Raw genomic sequence first — 20,315 nt, forward strand, 5'->3', positions numbered from 1 at the left:
GGAATTTAAAAATCGTATATACCAAAAACGTCGACTTAAGTAAGTCGACGTTTTTGTTTGAATATAGGTACTGATTTACAAGAATTAGTAGCCTGTTTTCATCAGAATACCGTGTGTACGGGATCAGCTTGCTGCTTGATTTTTGGGTCGGCGACCGCGCGGTTTTGGCACACGCGGCTCGTCGGAAACCTCCTCCAATCGCAGTTCGTAACCCGTTGTTCCTTCTTCGTAATCAAACGGCTTTACCGAAAACCCTAGTTTATTTGTCGTGTAATCGACGCCTTGTTTCTGCAGAATGCCACTCAGCGGAATACCGTATGTACGGCCTACTTTCGACAGTTCAAATGTGTTCTCGTTATCGTCGGTTGTTGGGATCAGATACAGTGATTTTAACTTCCGTTTACCCTGGGGCGTACCGATTTTAAAACGAGCTTCAGACGGCCTGAGACCCAATCCTTCGATGGTTTTTAAAGGAAAAACCAACTTACCAGCGCTTGAAATAGACCCTTTTAACGGTTCTGCTTTGGCCACTTTTTCGGGTGCAGGCAAGTCATTGTCAGACGGCGAGAAAAAATGAAGAGGTTTATTTTTCATATCAATGAAACGCTAATTTTTGTGTGTCCATACAAGATTAATAAAAGAATTTAAGATTGCACAATCTAGTCTTAAATAATGTAATTTATATTCGATAATCACATCTAAGATTAAAACAGATTGTGCAGCAGGTAACGGTCTGGAATTGCAATTAGTTGTAATAAGCAATTCCAGGCTTTTTTGTTATAAATGAACATCAGGTTCATTAGAAAAGTAATTTAACTAGGTGTCAAATCACCTTTTTGATATCATTTGATACTAATTTAATTCACCGATATTTCGTGATCAAATTCACCAACAATTTCTATACCAATGCGCAATTTTACTCATCATTAATATCTAATAGTTAGCGAACAATACCATTGAGCCTTCTGTTTTACCTCTGAGGGTTAGCCACTTTTTGCGTACCTTTGTTTTATACATTGTCTTTGCTGACAAGCACATGCTCGATTCACTGCAAACGCCAGTAAAACCGGTTGAAGCCAGTAGTTCGCCGGTTCTCTATACACCTTCATTAACGGCATACGTTCGTCGTAAAACCATTACGGTAAACATAGGCGACGTACCGATGGGGTCAGCGTATCCCATTCGGGTCCAGTCGATGACAACCATCGACACGATGGACACGCTCGGTTCGGTTGAGCAGTCTATCCGCATGATTGAAGCCGGCTGCGAATACATTCGCATTACGGCCCCCAGCGTGAAGGAAGCGCAGAACCTGGAAAACATCCGGAAAGAACTTCGGGCACGGGGCTACACTACGCCCCTCGTTGCGGATATTCACTTTACGCCAAATGCCGCCGAACTGGCCGCCCGGATTGTAGAGAAAGTGCGGATTAATCCCGGTAATTACGCCGACCGGAAACGGTTTGAACACATCGATTATACCGATGCTTCCTACGCGGCCGAACTGGAGCGTATTCGCGAAAAATTTCTGCCGCTGGTGCGTATCTGCAAGGAATACGGAACGGCTATGCGCATTGGTACCAACCACGGTTCTCTCTCGGATCGTATCCTGAGCCGTTACGGCGATACCCCCGTCGGGATGGTAGAGTCGGCGCTGGAGTTTCTGCGCATCTGCGAAGACGAGAACTATTACAACATCGTGCTGTCGATGAAGTCCAGCAATCCGCAGGTGATGGTACAGGCGTACCGGCTTTTGGTTCAGCGGCTGGACGAGGAAGGCCTGAAGCCGTATCCGCTGCACCTGGGGGTTACGGAAGCGGGCGAAGCCGAAGACGGCCGTATTAAGTCGGCCGTAGGCATTGGTACGCTGCTGGAAGATGGGCTTGGAGATACCGTTCGCGTGTCGCTGACCGAGGAACCAGAACGCGAAGCTCCGGTAGCCAAGGCGCTGATTGACCGGTACACCAACCGGGCCAGCCAAAGCGCTCCGATACCGGCCATTACGACCTACCCGATCAATCCGTTCCAGTACACCCGCCGGGCTACACACGAGACCGCCAATTTCGGCGGCAGCAACGTACCACGCGTTATTGCCGACTTCAGCCACGTAGCCGTTACAGATCATGAAGTGCTGCGGCCTGTTGGGCACTTCTACCTGCCTGTTCCCGATAAATGGCGGATGAACGACCTCGGCGCGGACTATATCTACACGGGTTCTCAACCGGCGCAGTTTATGCTGCCCAACGGATTAAAGGAAATTCTGGATTACGCCGTTTGGCAAACGGTACCGGATCAGGTCAATAAATTTCCATTGCTACGTATCGGGGAGTACCTCAATACCGGGGTCCGGCATGGGCGATTAAATTTCGTGCGGGTGACTCTGGAAGATTTACTATCTCCCCTGACGGAAAGCAATCTGCTGAAGGCTCTACAAAACGACCCGACGGTTGTTCTGCTGGCCCAAACCGACAACGCCCATGCGATGCCTGAACTGCGCAGACTATTCGTCGAACTGATCAATAGCGGTGTCACCGCGCCGGTTGTGCTTCAGCGCAGCTATCCGGACGTACCTTCCGAAGATATTCCCCTCTACGCAGCCACCGATCTCGGCGGTTTGCTGGTCGACGGGCTTGGTGATGGCGTGATGCTCTCTCCCACTCTTACGGAGGCTGAGCACCCAGCGCCCGACGCGATCAAGGCGCTTAATAACGTAGCGTTCGGCATTTTGCAGGCCGCCCGGACCCGCATTACCAAAACCGAGTACATCTCGTGTCCGTCGTGCGGCCGTACGCTGTTTGATCTTCAGGAAACCACGGCTATGATCCGCCAGCGCACCGACCACCTCAAGGGCGTCAAGATCGGCATCATGGGCTGTATCGTAAACGGCCCCGGCGAGATGGCCGATGCGGATTACGGGTACGTCGGCATTGGGCGAGACAAGATCGCGCTGTATCGTGGCCAGCAGGTCATCAAGAAATCGGTGCCGGCCGATCGCGCCGTTGACGAACTGATCGAGCTGATCCGCGAGGATGGACGCTGGATTGAAGCCGAGGTCGTAACGGCCTGAACGAGCCGGAAACCGGTGTTTTTCGGCTTGTCTGACCCGGCTAAAATTACCGCAAAATAGTTGCTCCAAGCGGGAACAATCTGCTTAAACACTTCCTTATCAATGTGAAGCAACACCAGAACCTGTGAGTAGAATCAGTGATTATTTCAAGTTAGGCGATGTTTTTCGGTACTTCCTGCGCGTTTTCCGCAAGCCGGACCCTAATCACCCGACAAGTGTAAACCTGCGCATGATGCATGGCATTAACCGAATCTCCATCATCATGTTCACCATTTGTTTACTTGTGATGATTTTTCGCGCCTGTACGCGATGAACAGTGAGAGCATACGAGACTATTGTATAGCGAAACCAGGAGTCACTGAGTCGTTTCCATTTGACGAGGTGACGCTGGTTTTCAAAGTAAGTGGTAAGATATTCGCCCTGTTATCGCTGGACAATCAGCCGTTAACGCTGGCGCTCAAATGCGATCCGGAGCGGGCTCTACAACTTCGTGATATGTTCCCGGCCGTACGCCCGGGCTATCACATGAATAAAATGCACTGGAACACGATTACGCTGGATGGAACCGTCCGGACAAATCAGATTCAGGAATGGATTGACCACTCTTACGAACTGGTAAAAAAAGGATTACCGAAAGCCGTACGGGAGCAATTAAACTGAGCAACACACTTGTCTGCCTGCGGGCAAAATGCGTAATTTGAGGTTCTAAACCAGACTGAGTTATGGAAGTTGCGCTGTTAAGTCTGCTGTTTATCCCCTATTTAGTTATCCGCTATTACCTGACTGACCACGACACGCCGGCCGACAAGGATCTCAAGCGTTTTCAGAAAGGTATCAAGCTGATTCAGAGCCGGAATTTCGTCGAAGCTCACCGGTTTTTCGACGAAGCCGTCCGGCAATACCCGAAATCGGCCGTTGCGTATGCGTACCGGGGTAAATGCCAGCTTGCACAGGAAAATTACTACTCGGCCATCTACGATCTCACGCAGGCAGTCAGCCGCGACAATACCCTTGCCGATTGCTACTTAGACCGCGGTATTGCTCATTATTACGTCGAACAGTACAACGAAGCCTTCCGGGAGTTTGATAAAGCCGTCTGGCACTTCCGCGATGAGAACCCGGATGCGTACCGCTGGCGCGCATTGGCCCGTATTCAGGTGCGGCAGCTTCCGCAGGCCGAGAGCGATCTGCGCCGGGCCGTATCGCTGGGCGACGAAAACTCATTCCATCTTCTCTGCCAGCCGCCCTTCACCCGGACGGTTTATCAGCAGAAATAAAGTACGGATTTCGGTATACAGTTTTCGGTGGGTAGCATTTAGCAGCTACCTCCAGCTGAACCCAAAACCGAGAACTGTATACCGAACCCCGTAAATCGCTTACCGCCTTGCCTGGGTTAACTCTTTTGACCGCTGCGCGGCTTTCTGAGCTTCATCCGCTTTTCCACCCCGGCGGTACGCATTCGCCAATTCTGCGTACAGATCAGCCTGTTCCTTAACGGACGGCTTTAAGGTCAGCGCTTTGTTAATCCACTTCACCACCGTCGGTACGTCGCCGGCATCCGGGCTGTTCCGGTTGAACAACCGCGAAATGTACAGGTACTCAGGCACCGTCAGCGGATTGGCGTTGGCCTGGGCATCCATGCGTTCGGTCGCTTTAGCCGTCTGACGGGTCCGGAAATAGGCATTCACTTCCGGCAGCAGGGTCCGGTTGGCTGCTACGCGGGGCTCGATTCCCGCCTTCACCAGTTGCTGTTGAATCTGCAGAATCTTGGCCGGCGGATACTGGGCACCCCGGCTGCTGTACAGCGACGACATCAGAATGTTTTCGGCAACCCGTAGCGTAGGCTCCGCACCGTAGGCTTTCCGGTACGTATCGAGGTGCCCCATCATGTGTTGGAAGATAGGGTTTTCGTAGTCCAGAATCAGCTTCTGCAACACCAGCCAGTTAGTCTGATTGGCAAACGTAGCCGGACTTTGCTGTTTGGCATAGTCATTCATGGCCGCCATGCCGGCTACGGTGTCGCGCGTGACCCGGGCGTACATCGCATAATCGATCAGGAAATTGGCCGACCGTTCACCCTGCTGGTAGCGGGCTTTCATCGTCTGGCTACGGGCCTGCGGATTCACGGCGTTGGTACCGTGGCGGATCACTTCGTCGGTGGAGTTGTTACTCATCGCGAAGTGGATCAGGTTCTGCTGCGGATCGAAATACAGAAACAACGGCAGCGACGGCACAAACAACTGGCGTCGGTCCAGAAACTGCTTCGTAGCCGGGAGGCCAATGTCCAGCTTGGTGCTGATAAATTTATCGTTGTAGAACCGACCCACCCGCGCGTCGTTCAGCGTTGGCACGAAGCTTTCACAGACGTGGCAGGTCGGTGAAAAAACCTCCACGAACACCGGTTTCCCCGTCCGCCGGGCTTCCTGGAAAACCTTTTCCAGCGGAGTAGCCCGAAACTGAATACCCGCTTTCTGAGCCACGGCCGCGTGGACAATCAGAAAAAACAAAACCACTACTTTTTTCATACAGGCGACGCTTACTGTTGTTGCTTTTGCGCCCGAATCTCTTCCTCCAGTCGTTTGCTCAGAATACGGCAGGTGTTTTCAATGTCGGTCGCCATGCGCTGATCGCCGGTAGCGCTGACGGCTGTATCAGCAATACCACTCATGATTTCGATCAGGAAGCGCTTCATATCGACCACCTCCATATCCTTCGTCCAAAGGTCAATTTTGAGCGTACTGTTGTGATAATGATCCCAGAGCGCAATCGCAATGGCCCGCGTGTCGCTCAGCCCTTCGTTGGGGTTATCGGTTGCATCCCAGTAAATTTTATCGGGAACACTCTGGTCGTCTAATTCAACGCTAAAATGGATGTCAGATTTTCTCATACAAAAAAATTGCCAACGTGTATTACGTTGGCAAAGTTAACGCCTATCGTCGAAGGGATTGCTATTGTCGGTTAAACACCCGCTTCAGAAGCTCCGTTACGCGGGCCTGCGGATTCTCGCGAATCCGTTTTTCTTCCTGTGCAATCAGCAGAAAAAGTCCATCCACCGCCCTGTTGGTAGCATATTCCGTCAGGTTCGGGTTGGCTTTCTGGACCAGCGGCAGTTTGTTGTAGGTGGTCACCAGATCACTGTAGTACCGTGTTGCTTTGTTCTGGGCCAGCGCATTATCCACAATGGGCGTAAACTCGCGAACCAGTTCAGCACCCGACGTCCGGCGCAGGTACTGCGTTGCGGCATTGTCCTGCCCCCTCAGAATCCCTACGGCATCCTGAATGGTCATCTGCGTAATGGCCTTGAGAAACACCGGTTTTGCTTTTTTGGCCGCATCCTCAGCGGCCCGGTTCAACGACAGTTCGAACTGATCGACCTGTTTGTTGAACCCTAGCTGCCGCAGCCGGGTAGCTACCCGCTGAGCTTCGGGTGGAAACGCAATTCGGATGAGTGGATTTTTAAAATATCCGTCGACTGCCGAGGCCTGGTCGGCCCCCTTGCCGACACCGATCTGTAAGGCTTCTTTAAGGCCCTGGGCAATTTCGGTAGCCGAGAGGTTACCATCTCCGCCGGTAGCGGTCGTAATTACTTTTTCGAGAAATCCGCCCAACCCGTTACGTTTCTGGGGTTGAGTCTGGGATGAATCCTGGGCCAAAGCCGGTTGGATAAAGAACGAGGCCAATACAAAGGCCAGCCACATCTTCCTGTTCATGCAATACAACGTTTTTACGTACTTTTGATCGCGTTCGGAAGCAAACGTTTAATGCGCGCTTCCCTTGATTAATACAGGCTTGAGCCTGTGCTATAGTATGACCAACACCATACGGGCCGAAGTGGTTACGATCGGCGACGAAATTTTGTTCGGGCAAATCACCGACACAAACACCCAGTGGATCAGCACCGAGCTTACAAACATTGGTATTCGCACCGTCCGCAAGTCGTCGGTGGGCGATCAGGCCGAGGCCATTCTGGCTATTCTGCACGAAGCGCACCAGCGCGCGGATGTCATTATCCTGACGGGTGGGCTGGGACCGACCAAGGATGACATCACTAAAAAAACGCTATGTGATTACTTTGGAGTCGGATTGGTCCGCAACGAGGAAGCACTGGCACTGGTCACGGGCTTTTTTGAGAAGCGAGGCCGCCCCATGACTGACCTTAACCGCGGTCAGGCCGACCTGCCGGCCAATGCAGTCTATATCCAGAACGACTGGGGCACGGCCCCCGGGATGTGGTTTGAACACGACCGGGGCGACGACCGGGGGCGGGTGTACGTATCGCTGCCCGGCGTTCCGTTCGAGATGAAAAACCTGATGACCCATCGGATTCTGCCCCGGTTGCAGGCCTATTTTCAAACCCCGGTCATCAAGCACAAAATCATCCGGACAGTCGGTATTGGCGAGTCGTTTCTGGCCGAACGCATCGCCGATTGGGAGGATAGCCTGCCCCCGCACATCCGGCTGGCGTATCTGCCCAGCTTCGGCCAGGTGAAACTACGGCTGACGGCCACGGGTCAGGATTCGGCCCAGCTTGACCGCGAATTAGCCGCTCTGGTCGATGAGGTCATGCCCCTCATACAGCAGAACGTATTCGGCTTTGATGACGACGAGCTGGAGAGCGTGGTAGGTCGATTGCTTAAAAGCAAAAACCAGACGCTGAGCATCGCCGAAAGCTGTACCGGTGGCTTCGTGTCGGCCCAAATCACAAAGGTACCCGGCTCTTCGGCCTACTTCTGGGGCAGCGTTGTCAGCTATAGCAACGCGATTAAGAGCAGTCAGTTGGGCGTAAAGCCCGAAACCCTGGCGCAGTATGGTGCCGTCAGCGAAGAAACCATCCGGCAAATGGCCGAGGGCGTTCGGAAAACCCTTGGCACCGACGTCGGCATTGCCACCAGTGGAATTGCCGGTCCGGACGGCGGCACGCCCGATAAACCCGTCGGTACGATCTGGATTGCCTGCGCCACAGCGCAGCGTACCGTGACCCGCCTGCTTAAACTTGGGCAGTATCGCGACCAAAATATTCAACTCACCAGCACGTATCTGTTAAATTTGCTCCGTGAAGAACTCGTAAACCAATGATGCGGGATAAATGATGAACATCGATTCGCTACGTTCGTTTTTCTTTTATCACTCATCATTCCTTTTATCAGTACAAACAAATGGCACTCATCGACATGGTTATGCCCAGAATGGGCGAAAGTATAATGGAATGTACGGTCATTACGTGGCTCAAAAAGCCCGGCGACCGTATTGAAATCGACGAATCTGTACTGGAAGTGGCTACTGATAAGGTGGACACGGAGGTACCGGCCCTGCACAACGGCATTCTGAAAGAAACGCTCGTCAACGAAGGCGACGTCGTGGCGGTTGGCGCTCCCATCGCCCGGATTGACGTTGAGGCCTCCGTCGCTCAAGACTCCGGAGAGCCCATTCCGGCAAAGACGCCCCCCGTTGAAAACGTCGAACCGGCACCCACTGAGGAACATGAGGTGGCACGGGAACTGGAAGCCAGCATTTCGTCGATGAGTAGCCGCGGCTCCGAAAAAGCCGTAGCGGCATCGGCTACAGCGCTTACGACCGACGCGCCCGTGTACGAAAACCGGTTCTACTCGCCCCTGGTGCTGAACATTGCGAAAGAAGAAGGCATTTCGCGGGACGAACTCGACCGCATTCCCGGCTCTGGTGCCGGCAACCGCGTAACGAAAAAAGATATTCTGGCCTACGTGCAGCAACGGCCCGAGGGTACTGAACCGGAAAGCGCCCCTACGGCCCCCGAACCGGCCCCAAAGCCCCAAACCGCAGGCCAGTCAACGAACGGGCACGCCAAACCTGCTACGTCTTTGAACGGGCAATCGGATATCATCCAGATGGACCGGATGCGCAAGATGATTGCGCAGCGCATGGTCGAGTCGAAGCAGATTTCGCCCCACGTCAGTTCGTTCGTTGAAGCCGACATGACTCCGGTCGTGCAGTGGCGTACCAAAATCAAAGATCAGTTTAAGCAGCAGACCGGCGAAAATCTGACGTATACACCCCTGCTGATAGAAGCGGTGGCAAAAGCCATCCGGGACTTCCCGATGATCAACGTATCGGTCGACGGCGACAACATCATCGTTAAGCGGTCCATCAACATTGGCATGGCGGTGGCTCTGCCGAGCGGCAATCTGATCGTGCCGGTCATTCATGACGCCGATCAGTACAACCTCATCGGTCTGACCAAGAAGGTGAATGATCTGAGCAAACGCGCCCGCGAGAACAAGCTTACCGCCGATGATCTGGCCGGGGGTACCTATACCGTTTCCAACATCGGTACGTTTGGCAACGTCATGGGCACACCGATCATTCTGCAGCCGCAGGTGGCCATCATGGCGTTCGGTGCCATCGTGAAAAAGCCCGCCGTGATTGAAACGCCACAGGGCGATCTGATCGGCATACGGCAGCTAATGTTCCTTTCTCACTCCTACGACCACCGGGTCGTGGATGGGTCGCTGGGCGGTCAGTTTGTCCGGCGCGTGGCAGATTATCTGGAGCAGTTTGATATAAACCGAACATTATAAACGTTGGATGCCAGCTGTTGGCTATCAGACCAGCTACGACTAAGAGCCTGGTAGCCAACGATCAACGTCTACAATTCTAACAAGCATGAAACAACGCATTGCCATAGACATGGACGATGTCATGGCCGATACCCACGCTAAGTTTATTCAATTGTATCTGGCAGGCGAAGCGCCCCGCTATACGCTGGAGCAGCTGAAGGAGAAGTCATTCCACGAGCTGTTCGACGAGAACGAATATCAAACCATATCCCGTCGCGTCTACGAACCGGGGTTTTTCCGTGATATTCCGGTCATGGAAGGAGCGCAGGACGTTATTGCGGATCTGATGCAAAAATACGACGTCTATGTGGCGTCCGCAGCTCAGGAATTCCCCAATTCACTGCGCGAAAAATGGGACTGGCTCCAGGAGCATTTTCCGGCTATCTCGTGGCGCAATTACATTTTCATGGGCGATAAGAGTGTACTGAACACAGACTTCCTGATCGACGATCTGCCCCGCAACATCCGTACGTTTCAGGGACATGGGCTGTTGTTTACCGCCCTGCACAACCGCGACGAAACCGCCTACCAGCGCGTTAATGACTGGAAGGAGGTAGCGGCCGTTCTGTTATAATGCAGCCGGTTCATACAAAAAAAGGGTACTCGACTGAGTACCCTTTTTTTGTATGAGTTCACTGGCTTAAGCCTCTACCTCTTTGTCAATAACGCGATCATGACCGACCTCGTGCTGGGCCTGATTGCTTTGCTTCGGCGACCGCAGCTCAATAATCCGCAGTTTGTGTAAGACTTTGATCACCGGGTAGGTAGGATCAAACTCAAACCATTTAGCGCCAAAGTTAGCGGAATTAGGCCGCTTGTGGTGGTTGTTCTGGAACAGTTCGCCCAGCATCAATACGTCCAGCATGAGCGAATTCTTCGAATGATCGTGGTTATCAAAGTTCGAATACCCGTATTTGTGACCGCTCCAGTTCACGATTGCGCCGTGAATCGGTCCCATCAGGAAGTGGATCGGCAACAGGAAGAAAAACGCCCAGTGCATATCCAGGTAGATGTATGCGAAAATGTAAAACAGGCTATAGAGCACACCCCAGCCGATCCGCGATACCCACGAATCGCCTACTTTCTCCATCCAGTTCCAGACGGGGTAGTTGCGGTCGAACTGCCGCTCGACCGTCTGGTGGCGGTGCAGCACCGCGTTATAAATGTCTTTCGTCTTCCACATCATCGTGAACACGTTCTTGGTGTGATGCGGAGAGTGGGGGTCTTTGGGCGTGTCGCTGAAGGCATGGTGCATCCGGTGGAGCACAGCATAAGCCCGGGGGCTGAGGTACGACGATCCCTGCGAGACGTACGTCAGGAAATAGAAGAACCGCTCCCAGAATTTGCTCATAGAAAACATCTTATGAGCCGCGTAGCGATGCAGAAAGAATGTTTGGCAGAACAGAGACAGGTACCAATGCCCAATAAATGCAGCCAGTACAATCACAACGTAATATAGTTAAAGTGAATAAAGACAGACTTGGAAAATCTATACAAAACTAACGTATTTCGCGCGGTTTTGTATTTCGACAACCGAAAAATACCAAATTAATTTATGGTTGTCGCGTATTGGAGCAGATTGGCGCCCATTCGTAAGGCCTGCTGCCGTACGGGCTCGGGATCGTTGTAAACACTCTGATCTTCCCAGCCGTTGCCCAGATCACACTCGTAGCTATAGAAACACACCAGCCTCCCCTGGTAGATCAGGCCAAACCCCTGGGGTGCTTTGCCGTCGTGCTCGTGCACCTTCGGCAGGCCCGTAGCAAACTTGTACTTCTGCTGATACACCGGGTGGTTGAACGGCAACTCGATGAAGTTTAGTTCCGGGAACACCTTTTTCATCTCCCGCCGGATGAACTTGTCCATCCCGTAGTTATCGTCGACGTGCAGGAATCCCCCCGACATCAGGTACCGGCGCAGGTTCTGGGCCTCTGCGTCCGTGAAAACTACGTTGCCGTGGCCGGTCATGTGCACAAACGGGTAGTTAAAAATATCGGGGCTGCCCGGCTCCACAATGTCTTCTTCGGGGAAGATATTCATCCGGAGGTTCGCGTTGGCGAACTTAATCAGGTTCGGCAGCGACGTTTTGTTGGCGTACCAGTCGCCCCCGCCGTTGTACTTCAGTTTAGCAATTTTGTAGGCATACTGCGCCCTGGCCGTAGCCAATGAGACAAACCCAACTACCAGGAAACAAATTAATTTTCTCATCTCGTCTTATACAGGCGCCAATTACGCGGATTACACCAGCATCCCATCTGGTCAGGGTCAGATCCGGGTAATCGGCGGCAACACTTTCTACGTGTTCAATATAGTCAAAATCTGGCAAGCTACCAGCGCGGCCGTTTCGGTTCGCAATCGATTTTGTCCGAGTGTTACCATACGGAATCCTGCCGTAGTAGCCGCCTGCAATTCCCGTTCCGAAAAGTCTCCCTCCGGCCCAATCAGTACGGTATACTGCCCACCCGAGGTGGCTGCCCGCAGCAAATGCGCCGGTGGCTCATCCGTGTTGGCCGACTGCTCGGGTAGATGCGCTATAAACCGCTGATCCTCCCCTACGGTTTTCAGTAAGTTATCGAATGAAACAGCTTCGTCCAGCTGGGGCAGCCAGCTTTGCAGCGACTGCTTCATGGCGGCTACGGCAATCTTTTCCAGCCGCTCCAGTTTGAGCACCCGTCGCTCGGAATGCTGCCCGAAAAAGAAGCTGATCCGTTCGATACCTACCTCAACGGCTTTTTCGACAAACCACTCAATACGGTCCAGGTTTTTGGTTGGCGCTACGCACAATCGAATGGAAAAGGGCCGCGAAGGAGTGCTTTGCTGACCCGTGATCCGGAAGGCACACTGGCGGGGGTCGGCTTTGGTAATAACGGCAGAAAACCGGTTTCCGTGCCCATCCGTCACAGCAATAGTGTCGCCCACACCCAGGCGCAGGGTTTTGACCGCATGGCGGGATTCATCGTCGGTCAGGCAGGGAACCGTCTGGACGTCGGGTTGATAAAACAGATGCATACTCACCCAAAGATACGGCCAAAATCAACGGGCTGGATTGACACCGAGGTAGGAATAAGCCGCAGCAACGGCCAGACCCAGCCACGACTTGCCCGACGCGGTCAGCGACGGCACTACGTCGGCATGCTGCATATACCCGACAACCAGGGCGGCCAAACCACAGATGAGCCACACGATCACGTAGGCGACCGAAACGCCCGTTACGACATTTTGGGTGGTTTTGGTCAGGTCTACCGGGCGGATTTTAGCGGTCAGCGCCAGGGCAGACGGCGGATCGTCGGGTTTGGTTACGGCCAGTACGGCCACTACCAGGGCCGACACCAGCCCACCCACCAGATTCAGGATGGTAGTAAAGCCTTCGGTCAGGTTTGGCCCGTACTGGCAGGTCGAATTCGGCCCGTGCTGCACCAGACATTCGACCGTTATGATCGCGACGATGGTGGCGTAGGCATACAACCCCAGCAGAAGAATGGCAATAATACCCCCAAAAATAAGTCTGGCCATGGGCGTAGAAAGTAGATACGTAGTCTATTTCCCCATCCACTTTTTGAAGTCGCTCACCTTTTCGCGGCTCACGATGGCCTCCTTTTCAAACGCCGGGCGGAGTGTTAACGCCAGCCGGTTGCCAAAGTACGGCTGCATCTGTTCTACGGCCCGGTGGGTCAGAATTAGTCCACGGTTGATGCGGAAAAACTGGGCTGGGTCGAGCGCGTCGGCCAGTTCGTCGAGGGTGTAATCGACCAGAAATTTCTGATTGTTGTGCGTCCGGAAAAAGCTGAACCGCTCGTCGGTGTAGAAGTATGAAATCTCGCCGGTTTCGATCGAGAGCAGCCGCTGGCCCTGCCGAACCAGGAATCGCTTGCGGTATTCTTTCGGTTGCTGCTGCAATTGTAGTTCGCGCAGCAGTTTATCCAGGTTCAAGGGTTGAGCCGTGGCCTCCTGCGCCTGGTTGCGGCCATGCAGATCGTAGAATTTTTTCAGACTCCGCTGAAGATCTTCGCGCTGGATGGGTTTCAGCAGGTAATCGATGCTGTTGACCTTAAAGGCCTGGAGAGCGTATTCATCGTAGGACGTCGTGAAGATGACCGTACTGCGCACGTCGACCCGCTCGAATATCTCGAAACTCTGCCCATCGGCCAGTTCAATATCCATAAAAATCAGGTCGGGGGCGGGGTGCTGGTTCATCCACTCAACCGTATCTTCAATGCTGGCCGTAACGCCCGCGATATCGAGCGTCGGGTCGACCTCCTGCACCAGTTTTCTCAGTTTACGAACCGCTAAATCTTCGTCCTCCACGATTAATACATTCATACAGTTACAGGGGATAAAAGGGGTAAAACAACGGTAAAATAACCACCATCGTCGCTGACGGTCGGTTCGATCTGGGTTAAGAGACGATATTTAGCTGAAATATTAGCCAACCCAACTCGGTTGGAAGCGACCCGAACGGATTTCCGCTGCAGGTTATTCCGAACCTGCAACTGACCGGATTCGTCGACCCGGATATCAATAGTCAGCGGACGGCCCACGTGGATAACATTATGTTTGACGGCGTTTTCGATCAGCATCTGGAGCGTCAGGGGCGGCAGCTGGTACGTTTCATACGGTGCCGCTACGGCTACGTTCAGCTGAATGCCGGCCCCGTAGCGGGTTTTCAGCAGGTGGTAATACGACCGCGTGAACGCCAGTTCCGTTTCCAGCGTCGTCAGTTCGCCTTCGTTGGTCTGCAGCAGGTACCGGTATACCTTGGACATCTCATCGACAAACTCCTCGGCTTTGCGGGGTTCGTCGGCGATCAGCGATGAGAGCGAGTTGAGGCTGTTGAACAGAAAGTGTGGGTTTACCTGGTTTTTCAGGCTTTCGAACTGGCTTTGCAGATTGGCCTTTTTCAGCTGTTCTTTTTCGAGCATGTTCTCCCGCCATTTGTTGAGCGAGTATACACTTTCGTAGACGCCTACCGAAACGAGGTTAGCGGCTATGTTGAACAGCATGATCCGTTTGAGCGTGGCGGGGTGAACAGAGTACCCGAACAGATGGAAGTGGTCGTACAGCCAGAGGCCACCCAGAATGGCCACGGGTGTAACCAGCAGGAACACCAGCAGCAGGAGCAGCACCCGCTGGCCTGTCTGCCGCAGGCCCGGAAACCAGCCAACGACACTCTTCGTCAGCGAATCGAGCGAGAAATGACACAGAACGCCGATGGCCAGGTTTAGGGCCGTAGCCCCCACAAACGTCTGCCAGTCGGCGAGGTAGCGAGGTCCCAGCAGCAGGTAGCTGACCAGCGGAATGAACCACGGAAACAGCAGCAGCATGTGCCACTGCATCCGGGCATTCAGACTGAGCCACCAGGGTGCCCGCTGTTTGGGAGGAAGTGTCATCATGAAACGGCTACTGATTTAGGCTGACTGATCAGCGGCAGCAGCACGGTAAAGTGCACCCCGTCGTCGTCGAGCACGATGTTCTGATCGCCCAGCAGGCGGTAACGGGCCGAAATATTCGACAAGCCAACCTGGTTGGACAAGACCTTTACGGTACGTCGCTGCAGGTTGTTACGTACCATCAACCAGCCCGGTCCGGTCGTTTTGATTTCAATATGAAGTGGGCTGTTAGGCATGGTTGCGTTATGCTTTACGGCGTTTTCGACCAGCATTTGAAGCGTTAAAGGTGGTAAATAACTGTCAAAACTGGCCGATTCCACGTCAATACTTACCGAAATGCCCTTTCCGTAGCGCGTATTGAGCAAATGCGTGTACGAATAGATAAACCGCAGTTCATTGTCCAATGTTGTCAGCTCCCGTTCGTTGTTCTGAAGCAGATACCGATACACACTTGACATCTCATCCACGAACGTTTCGGCTTTCTTCGGATCGTCGGCGATCAGTGATGAGAGCGAGTTGAGGCTGTTGAACAGGAAGTGCGGATTCACCTGGCTCTTGAGCGAATCGAACCGCGACTGCCACTGTGCCTTCAGCAACGCTTCCTTTTCGGCATAGGTCTGCTGCCATTCGCGATACAGATAGATGCCTTCGTAGATACCCACGTAAATGCAGTGGTAGAAAATCTGAATGCCGGTTGTTTCGACGTAATCGAACAGGTCGGGAAACGCCAGCCCTTTCCCGGCCAGCAACCGATGTACCTCTACCCGCAGCAGTACGGCAAAGTTGACCAGCAGCGGAAACGCCAGCCCAATCCACAGCAGCCGCTCCCTGGTACGTGGCAGTCCCGGAAATCGGCGCTGGATGGCGCGTACGGTCCAGCGCGTCAGGTTCCAGCAGATATACCCGGCCGTCAGCGCCACGGTATTGAACTGAAGGATGGCGGACAACGCCAGATCAAAATAGATATTCAGCCGGAAGAAGATTGTCCCGAACAGAAAAAGTACAATCGGGCCGAGCACGCGCAATCGGGTATCGTTGTAGTCGTTCATCGGCTTTCGGGTCTGGGGCTGCCTGGTTCGGTCGGTTACGGTGTCAATACACCGGAAACGGTAAGTAAAGGCAGTGTTACCCCGAAATTTACCTCCGTTTGTTCAATACTGACCGGAGTGTTGCTCAATAACCGATATTTTGCCATCAGGTTGGTCAGTCCCGACCGGTGGGTCTCGAACCGGCGGGTTTTGCGCTGTACGTTATTGACCACCTGCAACTGCCCCCCCGGCGTTGTGCGGATTGAAATGCAGAGTGGCTTGTCGGCCAGCATAACGTTGTGCTTGATGGCATTATCGACCAGCACCTGAAGACTCAGCGGGGGTAAACTACTGTCCAGCAACGCCGGATCAATGGCCTGCTCAACCTGCAGGCTACTTCCATGCCGGGTTTGCAGCAGGTTAATATAGGCCGTAATAAAATCCAGTTCCGTTCGAAGAGGAACCAGATCGCGGGTATTTGCCTGTAATAAATACCGGTACACCTTCGCCAGCTGATCGACGAACTGTTCGGCCCGTTCGGTGTCCTCGCCAATCAGCGACGAGAGCGAGTTGAGGCTGTTGAACAGAAAATGCGGATTGATCTGGTTTTTGAGCGTATCGAATTGATGCTGCAGGGCCTCGCGTTTAAGCAGTTCCGTTTCGGCCTGGTTTTCATGCCACTTCGTATAGGTATAAAGCATGGTCAGGGTGAGACACAGCGATACGTCGAAGACCAACCCCAACGCCCAGATTGGCTGCACTGCCCCCCACGAAAACCGGACGCCGGTCAGCGGAAACAGGCTGTACACCCAGACGTTGAAGACCGCCAGCAACACCGTTAATAAACCCACCAGCACGAGCATCACCAGCGATCGGGGGAGGGTTTGCCGGACATCCGGAAACCACTGGATCGCGCGCCGAACCGTTAAAGTCAGCAATATGACTGAAATCCAGTATAGTACGAAGATGATTGCCGTACCCACCACGCACACCCGGGTATCGTCGAAGTACCGCGTTCCGATGAAGTAATAGTTGCCGAGGGGAAACAGCAACGGCATCATCAGGACGTGGTACCACCACTCCGGTTTGGAGAAAAAGGAAAGTGCGCGGTTAATGAAAACGTTCATACTGACTATTATCAAATTTAACAGAATTCGGCAAAACATCCGCCCGGGCGAATGCATGAACTGCGTATCTGCCCGGATGAATTGAGGATAAACCCTGATGAGTTGTATCCCGTTTGTCACAACGGTGATGGCCATCATAAAAAACTCCCCGGCGACAGGGTCGCCGGGGAGTCAGCCTTCTATCCAAACTCTATGTAGTAATCCTAGAATTTTGCGCTCAGGCCAAGTTTCAGGGCTGCGATTCCGTAGCCTACTTCGCCGAACACCCCAAATTTTTCGCTGAACCGGTAGCGGCTCCCGATGTGCAGACCCAGGAACAGGCCGCTGTTGTAGGGGTTGTAGTAGTTGTCTGCATAGCCGGTGTTATCCTTGTACGAAGCGGCCCGGAAGCCCAGTGATACCCCGGCGTACGGGTCAAATTTATCGTTGCTGATGTTCAGCAGTTCCCCGGCATGGTACGAAGCCCGGGCACCGATGTACATGAAGGTGTAGTTCCACTTGTAGCCACCGTAGTTGTAGCCGTAGCGGGCGAAGTCGAACGAGCCCCCAACGCTGATCTGATCGGTAATGCCTTTTTCGAATGAAGCACCAATGGGCAAGCCGCCGGCTGTGTACGCTCCCAGACCGATACCGACATTCAGGAGGTTATCGCCGTTTTTGTACGACTGAGCAAAGGCGCTGGTTGCAAAGGCGCTCAGGAACAGCGCAGTAGCGAGGGTAAGTAGTTGTTTCATTGTAGTTGTTGCTGGTTAAAAAAGAGGAAGATTCTGTTTGTTTTTTGTGTTTGACGATACAAAGGTGGTGGGCAAAGCGCGCGTCTGCCATATAAATTCACCTCAAGTGCTTCCTTTCCTGTATGAATTGTTATCTGTTGCATTTGAACCGGCAGGAAAGCTCAGGCGATACGGGCTGGTTGCCGGATAGGCCACGCCGTCGAACGCATTACACCGTCAGATTATCCATGTATTTCTGGCCCGAGCCGGTGTTCAGCAACAGGACGTGTTCGTGCGGCTGAATCCAGCCCTGTTCCTTCAGCTGGAGCAAAGCTGCCCAAAGTGCGCCCCCTTCGGGCGCGACAAAGAGCCCTTCGTGCCGGGCCAGCGCCCGGGTTCCCGCCAGCAGCGCATTTTCGGAAACGGCGAGGGCGGTTCCCTTCGACTCCCGCAAAGCAGCCAGGATCAGCGGCTCACCGATGGGTCTGGGAACCGCCAGGCCATTGGCCAGGGTAGGCCGCCCTTCATAGTGTTTGCTGTTGGGTTGAAGCCCCCGGTACGTAGCCACCACGGGACAACACTGATCGGATTGAACCGCAACCAGGCGAGGCAGGGCCTGGTTCGGTGCGAGCCAGCCTAACGCCTGCATTTCGCGGAAGGCTTTCCAGATTCCCACGAGTCCGGTGCCGCCACCAGTCGGGTACAATATTACGTCGGGCAGTTGCCAGTTCAGTTGCTCGGCTATTTCATACCCCATCGTTTTCTTGCCTTCCAGCCGGTAGGGTTCTTTCAGCGTCGATACGTCGAAATAACGGCCATCCCGGTTCAGCGTCTGGACTTCGGCGGCACAGTCGTTGATAAGACCGTCGACCTCAATGAGCCGGGCATTGTAGAATCGGCATTCATCCTTGAACGAGTCCGGTGTGTGACGGGGCATGACCACAACCGCTTCCAGGCCCGCCCGGGCGCAATAGGCCGCCATAGCCACCCCCGCATTACCGGCGGTTGGAATAATGCAGGCCTGTTCGCCGTTTTCTTTGGCCTTGGAGATGGCCATGCTCAACCCCCTGGCTTTGAAAGAGCCCGTAGGATTCAGCCCCTCATCTTTCAGAGTCACCCGCTCCAGGCCCGTCAGAGAAGCCAGCCGATCCAGTGTAAGCAGCGGGGTGAAGCCCTCGCCCAGACTCACCTGGTGTTGGGGGTCCAAAACCGGCAGTACCTCCCAGTAGCGCCACATCGTGGCGGGCCGGGCCAGCAAGTCGGCGGGGCGGAATCGGTCCGGGGCCAGATCATAGCGGCTCAACAAAGGCATGCGGCAGCACGCTGAAAGCGTTTGACGGATGAAGGCAGACTGTTCCTGGCCACACTGGGAACAGTGTAACGCCTGAAGCAGAGAACGGGGCTGGGTCGCGGTCATGATTTTTCGGTTACGAGCCGAAAATTGTCTGCTCGCAGGGCCACAGGCAAATAGCGTTTGGGTATGGGTTATTCCCGGAGCGCATAATGGCGTTCCATAAACCGAATAAAGGTGTTGACCAGCGCGTTGTTTTCAGTGCCTTTTCGCTGAATGAAGGAAAATGTCCGATGGATCGTTACGTCCTCAATCGGCACATGAATCAGCTCTCCCCTGACCAGTTCTTTCTGAATGGCCCGCTTCGGCAGAAAAGCGAGGCAGGTATCGGCCAGCACAAAATTTTTCAAGGCTTCGGTGCCCCCTAACCGAATCCGAATGGCGAGAGAAGCCAGGTGTATCCCCCACTGTCCCAAGGCATTCTCGACCGCCCTCAACGTACCGGACCCGGATTCGCGCAACGCTACAGGAATGTCAGGCAAGTCGCGAACGGCCAGTCGTCGGTCTTTCAGGGGGCTGTTGGCTGAGCAAACCGCTACCACCTCGTCGGTCATAAACGGTGTATAGGTCAGGGTGTTGACAGGGTTCAGGCCTTCAACAATCCCCAGATCGATCTCATGATCGAGGAGCGCCTGCCGGATATTCGCCGAATTCCGGTTGAGCACATTAATCTGCACCTGCGGATATGCCTGCAGATACGCCGACAGCACGGGCGGTAATACGTACAGGCTGATCGTCGTGCTGCCACCAATGGCGAGTTTGGTGGGTGGAAAAAACGTGTCGTTCAGCAGCCGCAGTTCCTGATGGAGCTGCTGTTGTACCTGCCAGACGTCGGTCAGTTTAGTGTACAGCAGTTGACCGGCCTGGGTCAGGCTGATGGAGTTACCGTGGCGTTCGAAGAGGGCGGTTTTATAGAAATGTTCGAGGGCCTTGATCTGTTTACTGATGGCCGACTGGCTGATGAACAACGTCTGGCTTGCCTTCGTAAAGCTCCGCAGGCGGGCAACTTCCATGAACATTTGGTGTTGAAGTGATAACACGGAATCAAT

The 20,315-nt window shown here is 53.7% G+C and carries 22 protein-coding genes; 7 read left to right on the top strand and 15 right to left on the bottom strand.

Translation table 11 applies throughout. The features are described from left to right. Nucleotides 1–123: 123 nt before the first annotated feature. A complete protein-coding gene (locus tag DYU11_RS21645; protein WP_119669810.1) occupies nucleotides 124–594 on the bottom strand; it encodes a hypothetical protein in 471 nt (156 codons plus the stop codon). A 442-nt stretch (nucleotides 595–1,036) separates the two neighbouring features. Between DYU11_RS21645 and ispG the strand changes: the two genes are divergently transcribed. From ispG to DYU11_RS21665, 4 genes are all read left to right on the top strand, one after another. Beyond that, nucleotides 1,037–3,067 carry a (E)-4-hydroxy-3-methylbut-2-enyl-diphosphate synthase gene (gene ispG / locus DYU11_RS21650; RefSeq protein WP_119669971.1) on the top strand — a complete coding sequence of 677 codons (2,031 nt, stop codon included), beginning with the start codon at nucleotides 1,037–1,039 and terminating at the stop codon, nucleotides 3,065–3,067. Nucleotides 3,068–3,191: 124 nt separating this feature from the next. Further along, nucleotides 3,192–3,380 carry a DUF6728 family protein gene (locus tag DYU11_RS21655; protein WP_119669811.1) on the top strand — a complete coding sequence of 63 codons (189 nt, stop codon included), beginning with the start codon at nucleotides 3,192–3,194 and terminating at the stop codon, nucleotides 3,378–3,380. Next, nucleotides 3,377–3,727 (top strand): MmcQ/YjbR family DNA-binding protein, encoded by a 351-nt coding sequence (locus tag DYU11_RS21660; protein ID WP_119669812.1) that lies wholly within the window; start codon nucleotides 3,377–3,379, stop codon nucleotides 3,725–3,727. The genes DYU11_RS21655 and DYU11_RS21660 overlap by 4 nt, the downstream gene beginning before the upstream one ends. 62 nt (nucleotides 3,728–3,789) lie before the next feature. After that, complete coding sequence (locus DYU11_RS21665) at nucleotides 3,790–4,344, top strand: tetratricopeptide repeat protein (protein ID WP_119669813.1); 555 nt, start codon at nucleotides 3,790–3,792, stop codon at nucleotides 4,342–4,344. A gap of 99 nt (nucleotides 4,345–4,443) precedes the next feature. Here the strand turns inward: DYU11_RS21665 and DYU11_RS21670 are convergent, their stop codons facing one another. The 3 genes from DYU11_RS21670 to DYU11_RS21680 all read right to left on the bottom strand — a co-directional run bounded on the left by DYU11_RS21670 (nucleotide 4,444) and on the right by DYU11_RS21680 (nucleotide 6,777). Beyond that, the gene (locus tag DYU11_RS21670) at nucleotides 4,444–5,592 is read right to left on the bottom strand and encodes a DUF255 domain-containing protein (RefSeq protein WP_119669814.1); all 1,149 of its coding nucleotides are present in this window, start codon (nucleotides 5,590–5,592) and stop codon (nucleotides 4,444–4,446) included. An 11-nt stretch (nucleotides 5,593–5,603) separates the two neighbouring features. After that, nucleotides 5,604–5,954, bottom strand: a complete 351-nt coding sequence (gene gldC / locus DYU11_RS21675) for a gliding motility protein GldC (protein WP_009280699.1) — start codon at nucleotides 5,952–5,954, stop codon at nucleotides 5,604–5,606. Between the two features lie 61 nt (nucleotides 5,955–6,015). Beyond that, nucleotides 6,016–6,777, bottom strand: a complete 762-nt coding sequence (locus DYU11_RS21680) for a DUF4197 domain-containing protein (protein ID WP_119669815.1) — start codon at nucleotides 6,775–6,777, stop codon at nucleotides 6,016–6,018. Nucleotides 6,778–6,874: 97 nt separating this feature from the next. Between DYU11_RS21680 and DYU11_RS21685 the strand changes: the two genes are divergently transcribed. The 3 genes from DYU11_RS21685 (at nucleotide 6,875) to DYU11_RS21695 (ending at nucleotide 10,234) form a co-directional block, all read left to right on the top strand. Next, nucleotides 6,875–8,143 (top strand): competence/damage-inducible protein A, encoded by a 1,269-nt coding sequence (locus tag DYU11_RS21685; RefSeq protein ID WP_119669816.1) that lies wholly within the window; start codon nucleotides 6,875–6,877, stop codon nucleotides 8,141–8,143. A gap of 80 nt (nucleotides 8,144–8,223) precedes the next feature. Then, nucleotides 8,224–9,621, top strand: a complete 1,398-nt coding sequence (locus tag DYU11_RS21690) for a dihydrolipoamide acetyltransferase family protein (RefSeq protein WP_119669817.1) — start codon at nucleotides 8,224–8,226, stop codon at nucleotides 9,619–9,621. An 85-nt stretch (nucleotides 9,622–9,706) separates the two neighbouring features. Beyond that, nucleotides 9,707–10,234 carry a 5' nucleotidase, NT5C type gene (locus DYU11_RS21695; RefSeq protein ID WP_119669818.1) on the top strand — a complete coding sequence of 176 codons (528 nt, stop codon included), beginning with the start codon at nucleotides 9,707–9,709 and terminating at the stop codon, nucleotides 10,232–10,234. Nucleotides 10,235–10,300: 66 nt separating this feature from the next. On the opposite strand, the gene DYU11_RS21700 is transcribed toward DYU11_RS21695, so the two are convergent. From DYU11_RS21700 to DYU11_RS21750, 11 genes are all read right to left on the bottom strand, one after another. Further along, nucleotides 10,301–11,107, bottom strand: coding sequence for an acyl-CoA desaturase (locus DYU11_RS21700; protein ID WP_119669819.1), 807 nt, complete (start codon nucleotides 11,105–11,107; stop codon nucleotides 10,301–10,303). Between the two features lie 101 nt (nucleotides 11,108–11,208). Next, nucleotides 11,209–11,868 (bottom strand): DUF4159 domain-containing protein, encoded by a 660-nt coding sequence (locus DYU11_RS21705; protein ID WP_119669820.1) that lies wholly within the window; start codon nucleotides 11,866–11,868, stop codon nucleotides 11,209–11,211. Between the two features lie 87 nt (nucleotides 11,869–11,955). After that, the gene (locus DYU11_RS21710; protein WP_119669821.1) at nucleotides 11,956–12,669 is read right to left on the bottom strand and encodes a 16S rRNA (uracil(1498)-N(3))-methyltransferase; all 714 of its coding nucleotides are present in this window, start codon (nucleotides 12,667–12,669) and stop codon (nucleotides 11,956–11,958) included. A gap of 24 nt (nucleotides 12,670–12,693) precedes the next feature. After that, nucleotides 12,694–13,173 (bottom strand): hypothetical protein, encoded by a 480-nt coding sequence (locus DYU11_RS21715; protein ID WP_119669822.1) that lies wholly within the window; start codon nucleotides 13,171–13,173, stop codon nucleotides 12,694–12,696. A 24-nt stretch (nucleotides 13,174–13,197) separates the two neighbouring features. After that, nucleotides 13,198–13,980, bottom strand: coding sequence for a LytR/AlgR family response regulator transcription factor (locus DYU11_RS21720; RefSeq protein ID WP_119669823.1), 783 nt, complete (start codon nucleotides 13,978–13,980; stop codon nucleotides 13,198–13,200). After that, nucleotides 13,977–15,050, bottom strand: a complete 1,074-nt coding sequence (locus DYU11_RS21725) for a sensor histidine kinase (RefSeq protein WP_119669824.1) — start codon at nucleotides 15,048–15,050, stop codon at nucleotides 13,977–13,979. Before DYU11_RS21725 ends, DYU11_RS21720 begins: the two co-directional genes overlap by 4 nt. Then, on the bottom strand, nucleotides 15,047–16,096 hold the full coding sequence (locus DYU11_RS21730) for a sensor histidine kinase (RefSeq protein ID WP_119669825.1): 1,050 nt from the start codon (nucleotides 16,094–16,096) through the stop codon (nucleotides 15,047–15,049). Before DYU11_RS21730 ends, DYU11_RS21725 begins: the two co-directional genes overlap by 4 nt. Nucleotides 16,097–16,131: 35 nt before the next feature. Beyond that, on the bottom strand, nucleotides 16,132–17,202 hold the full coding sequence (locus DYU11_RS21735; protein ID WP_229365971.1) for a sensor histidine kinase: 1,071 nt from the start codon (nucleotides 17,200–17,202) through the stop codon (nucleotides 16,132–16,134). A 203-nt stretch (nucleotides 17,203–17,405) separates the two neighbouring features. Continuing rightward, complete coding sequence (locus DYU11_RS21740; RefSeq protein WP_119669826.1) at nucleotides 17,406–17,936, bottom strand: outer membrane beta-barrel protein; 531 nt, start codon at nucleotides 17,934–17,936, stop codon at nucleotides 17,406–17,408. A 208-nt stretch (nucleotides 17,937–18,144) separates the two neighbouring features. Further along, a complete protein-coding gene (locus DYU11_RS21745; protein WP_119669827.1) occupies nucleotides 18,145–19,332 on the bottom strand; it encodes a threonine synthase in 1,188 nt (395 codons plus the stop codon). A gap of 68 nt (nucleotides 19,333–19,400) precedes the next feature. Beyond that, nucleotides 19,401–20,279 carry a LysR family transcriptional regulator gene (locus tag DYU11_RS21750; RefSeq protein WP_229365972.1) on the bottom strand — a complete coding sequence of 293 codons (879 nt, stop codon included), beginning with the start codon at nucleotides 20,277–20,279 and terminating at the stop codon, nucleotides 19,401–19,403. Nucleotides 20,280–20,315 lie beyond the last annotated feature (36 nt).

Origin of the sequence: Fibrisoma montanum (assembly GCF_003583365.1) — a bacterium.
Lineage (GTDB): Bacteria > Bacteroidota > Bacteroidia > Cytophagales > Spirosomataceae > Fibrisoma > Fibrisoma montanum.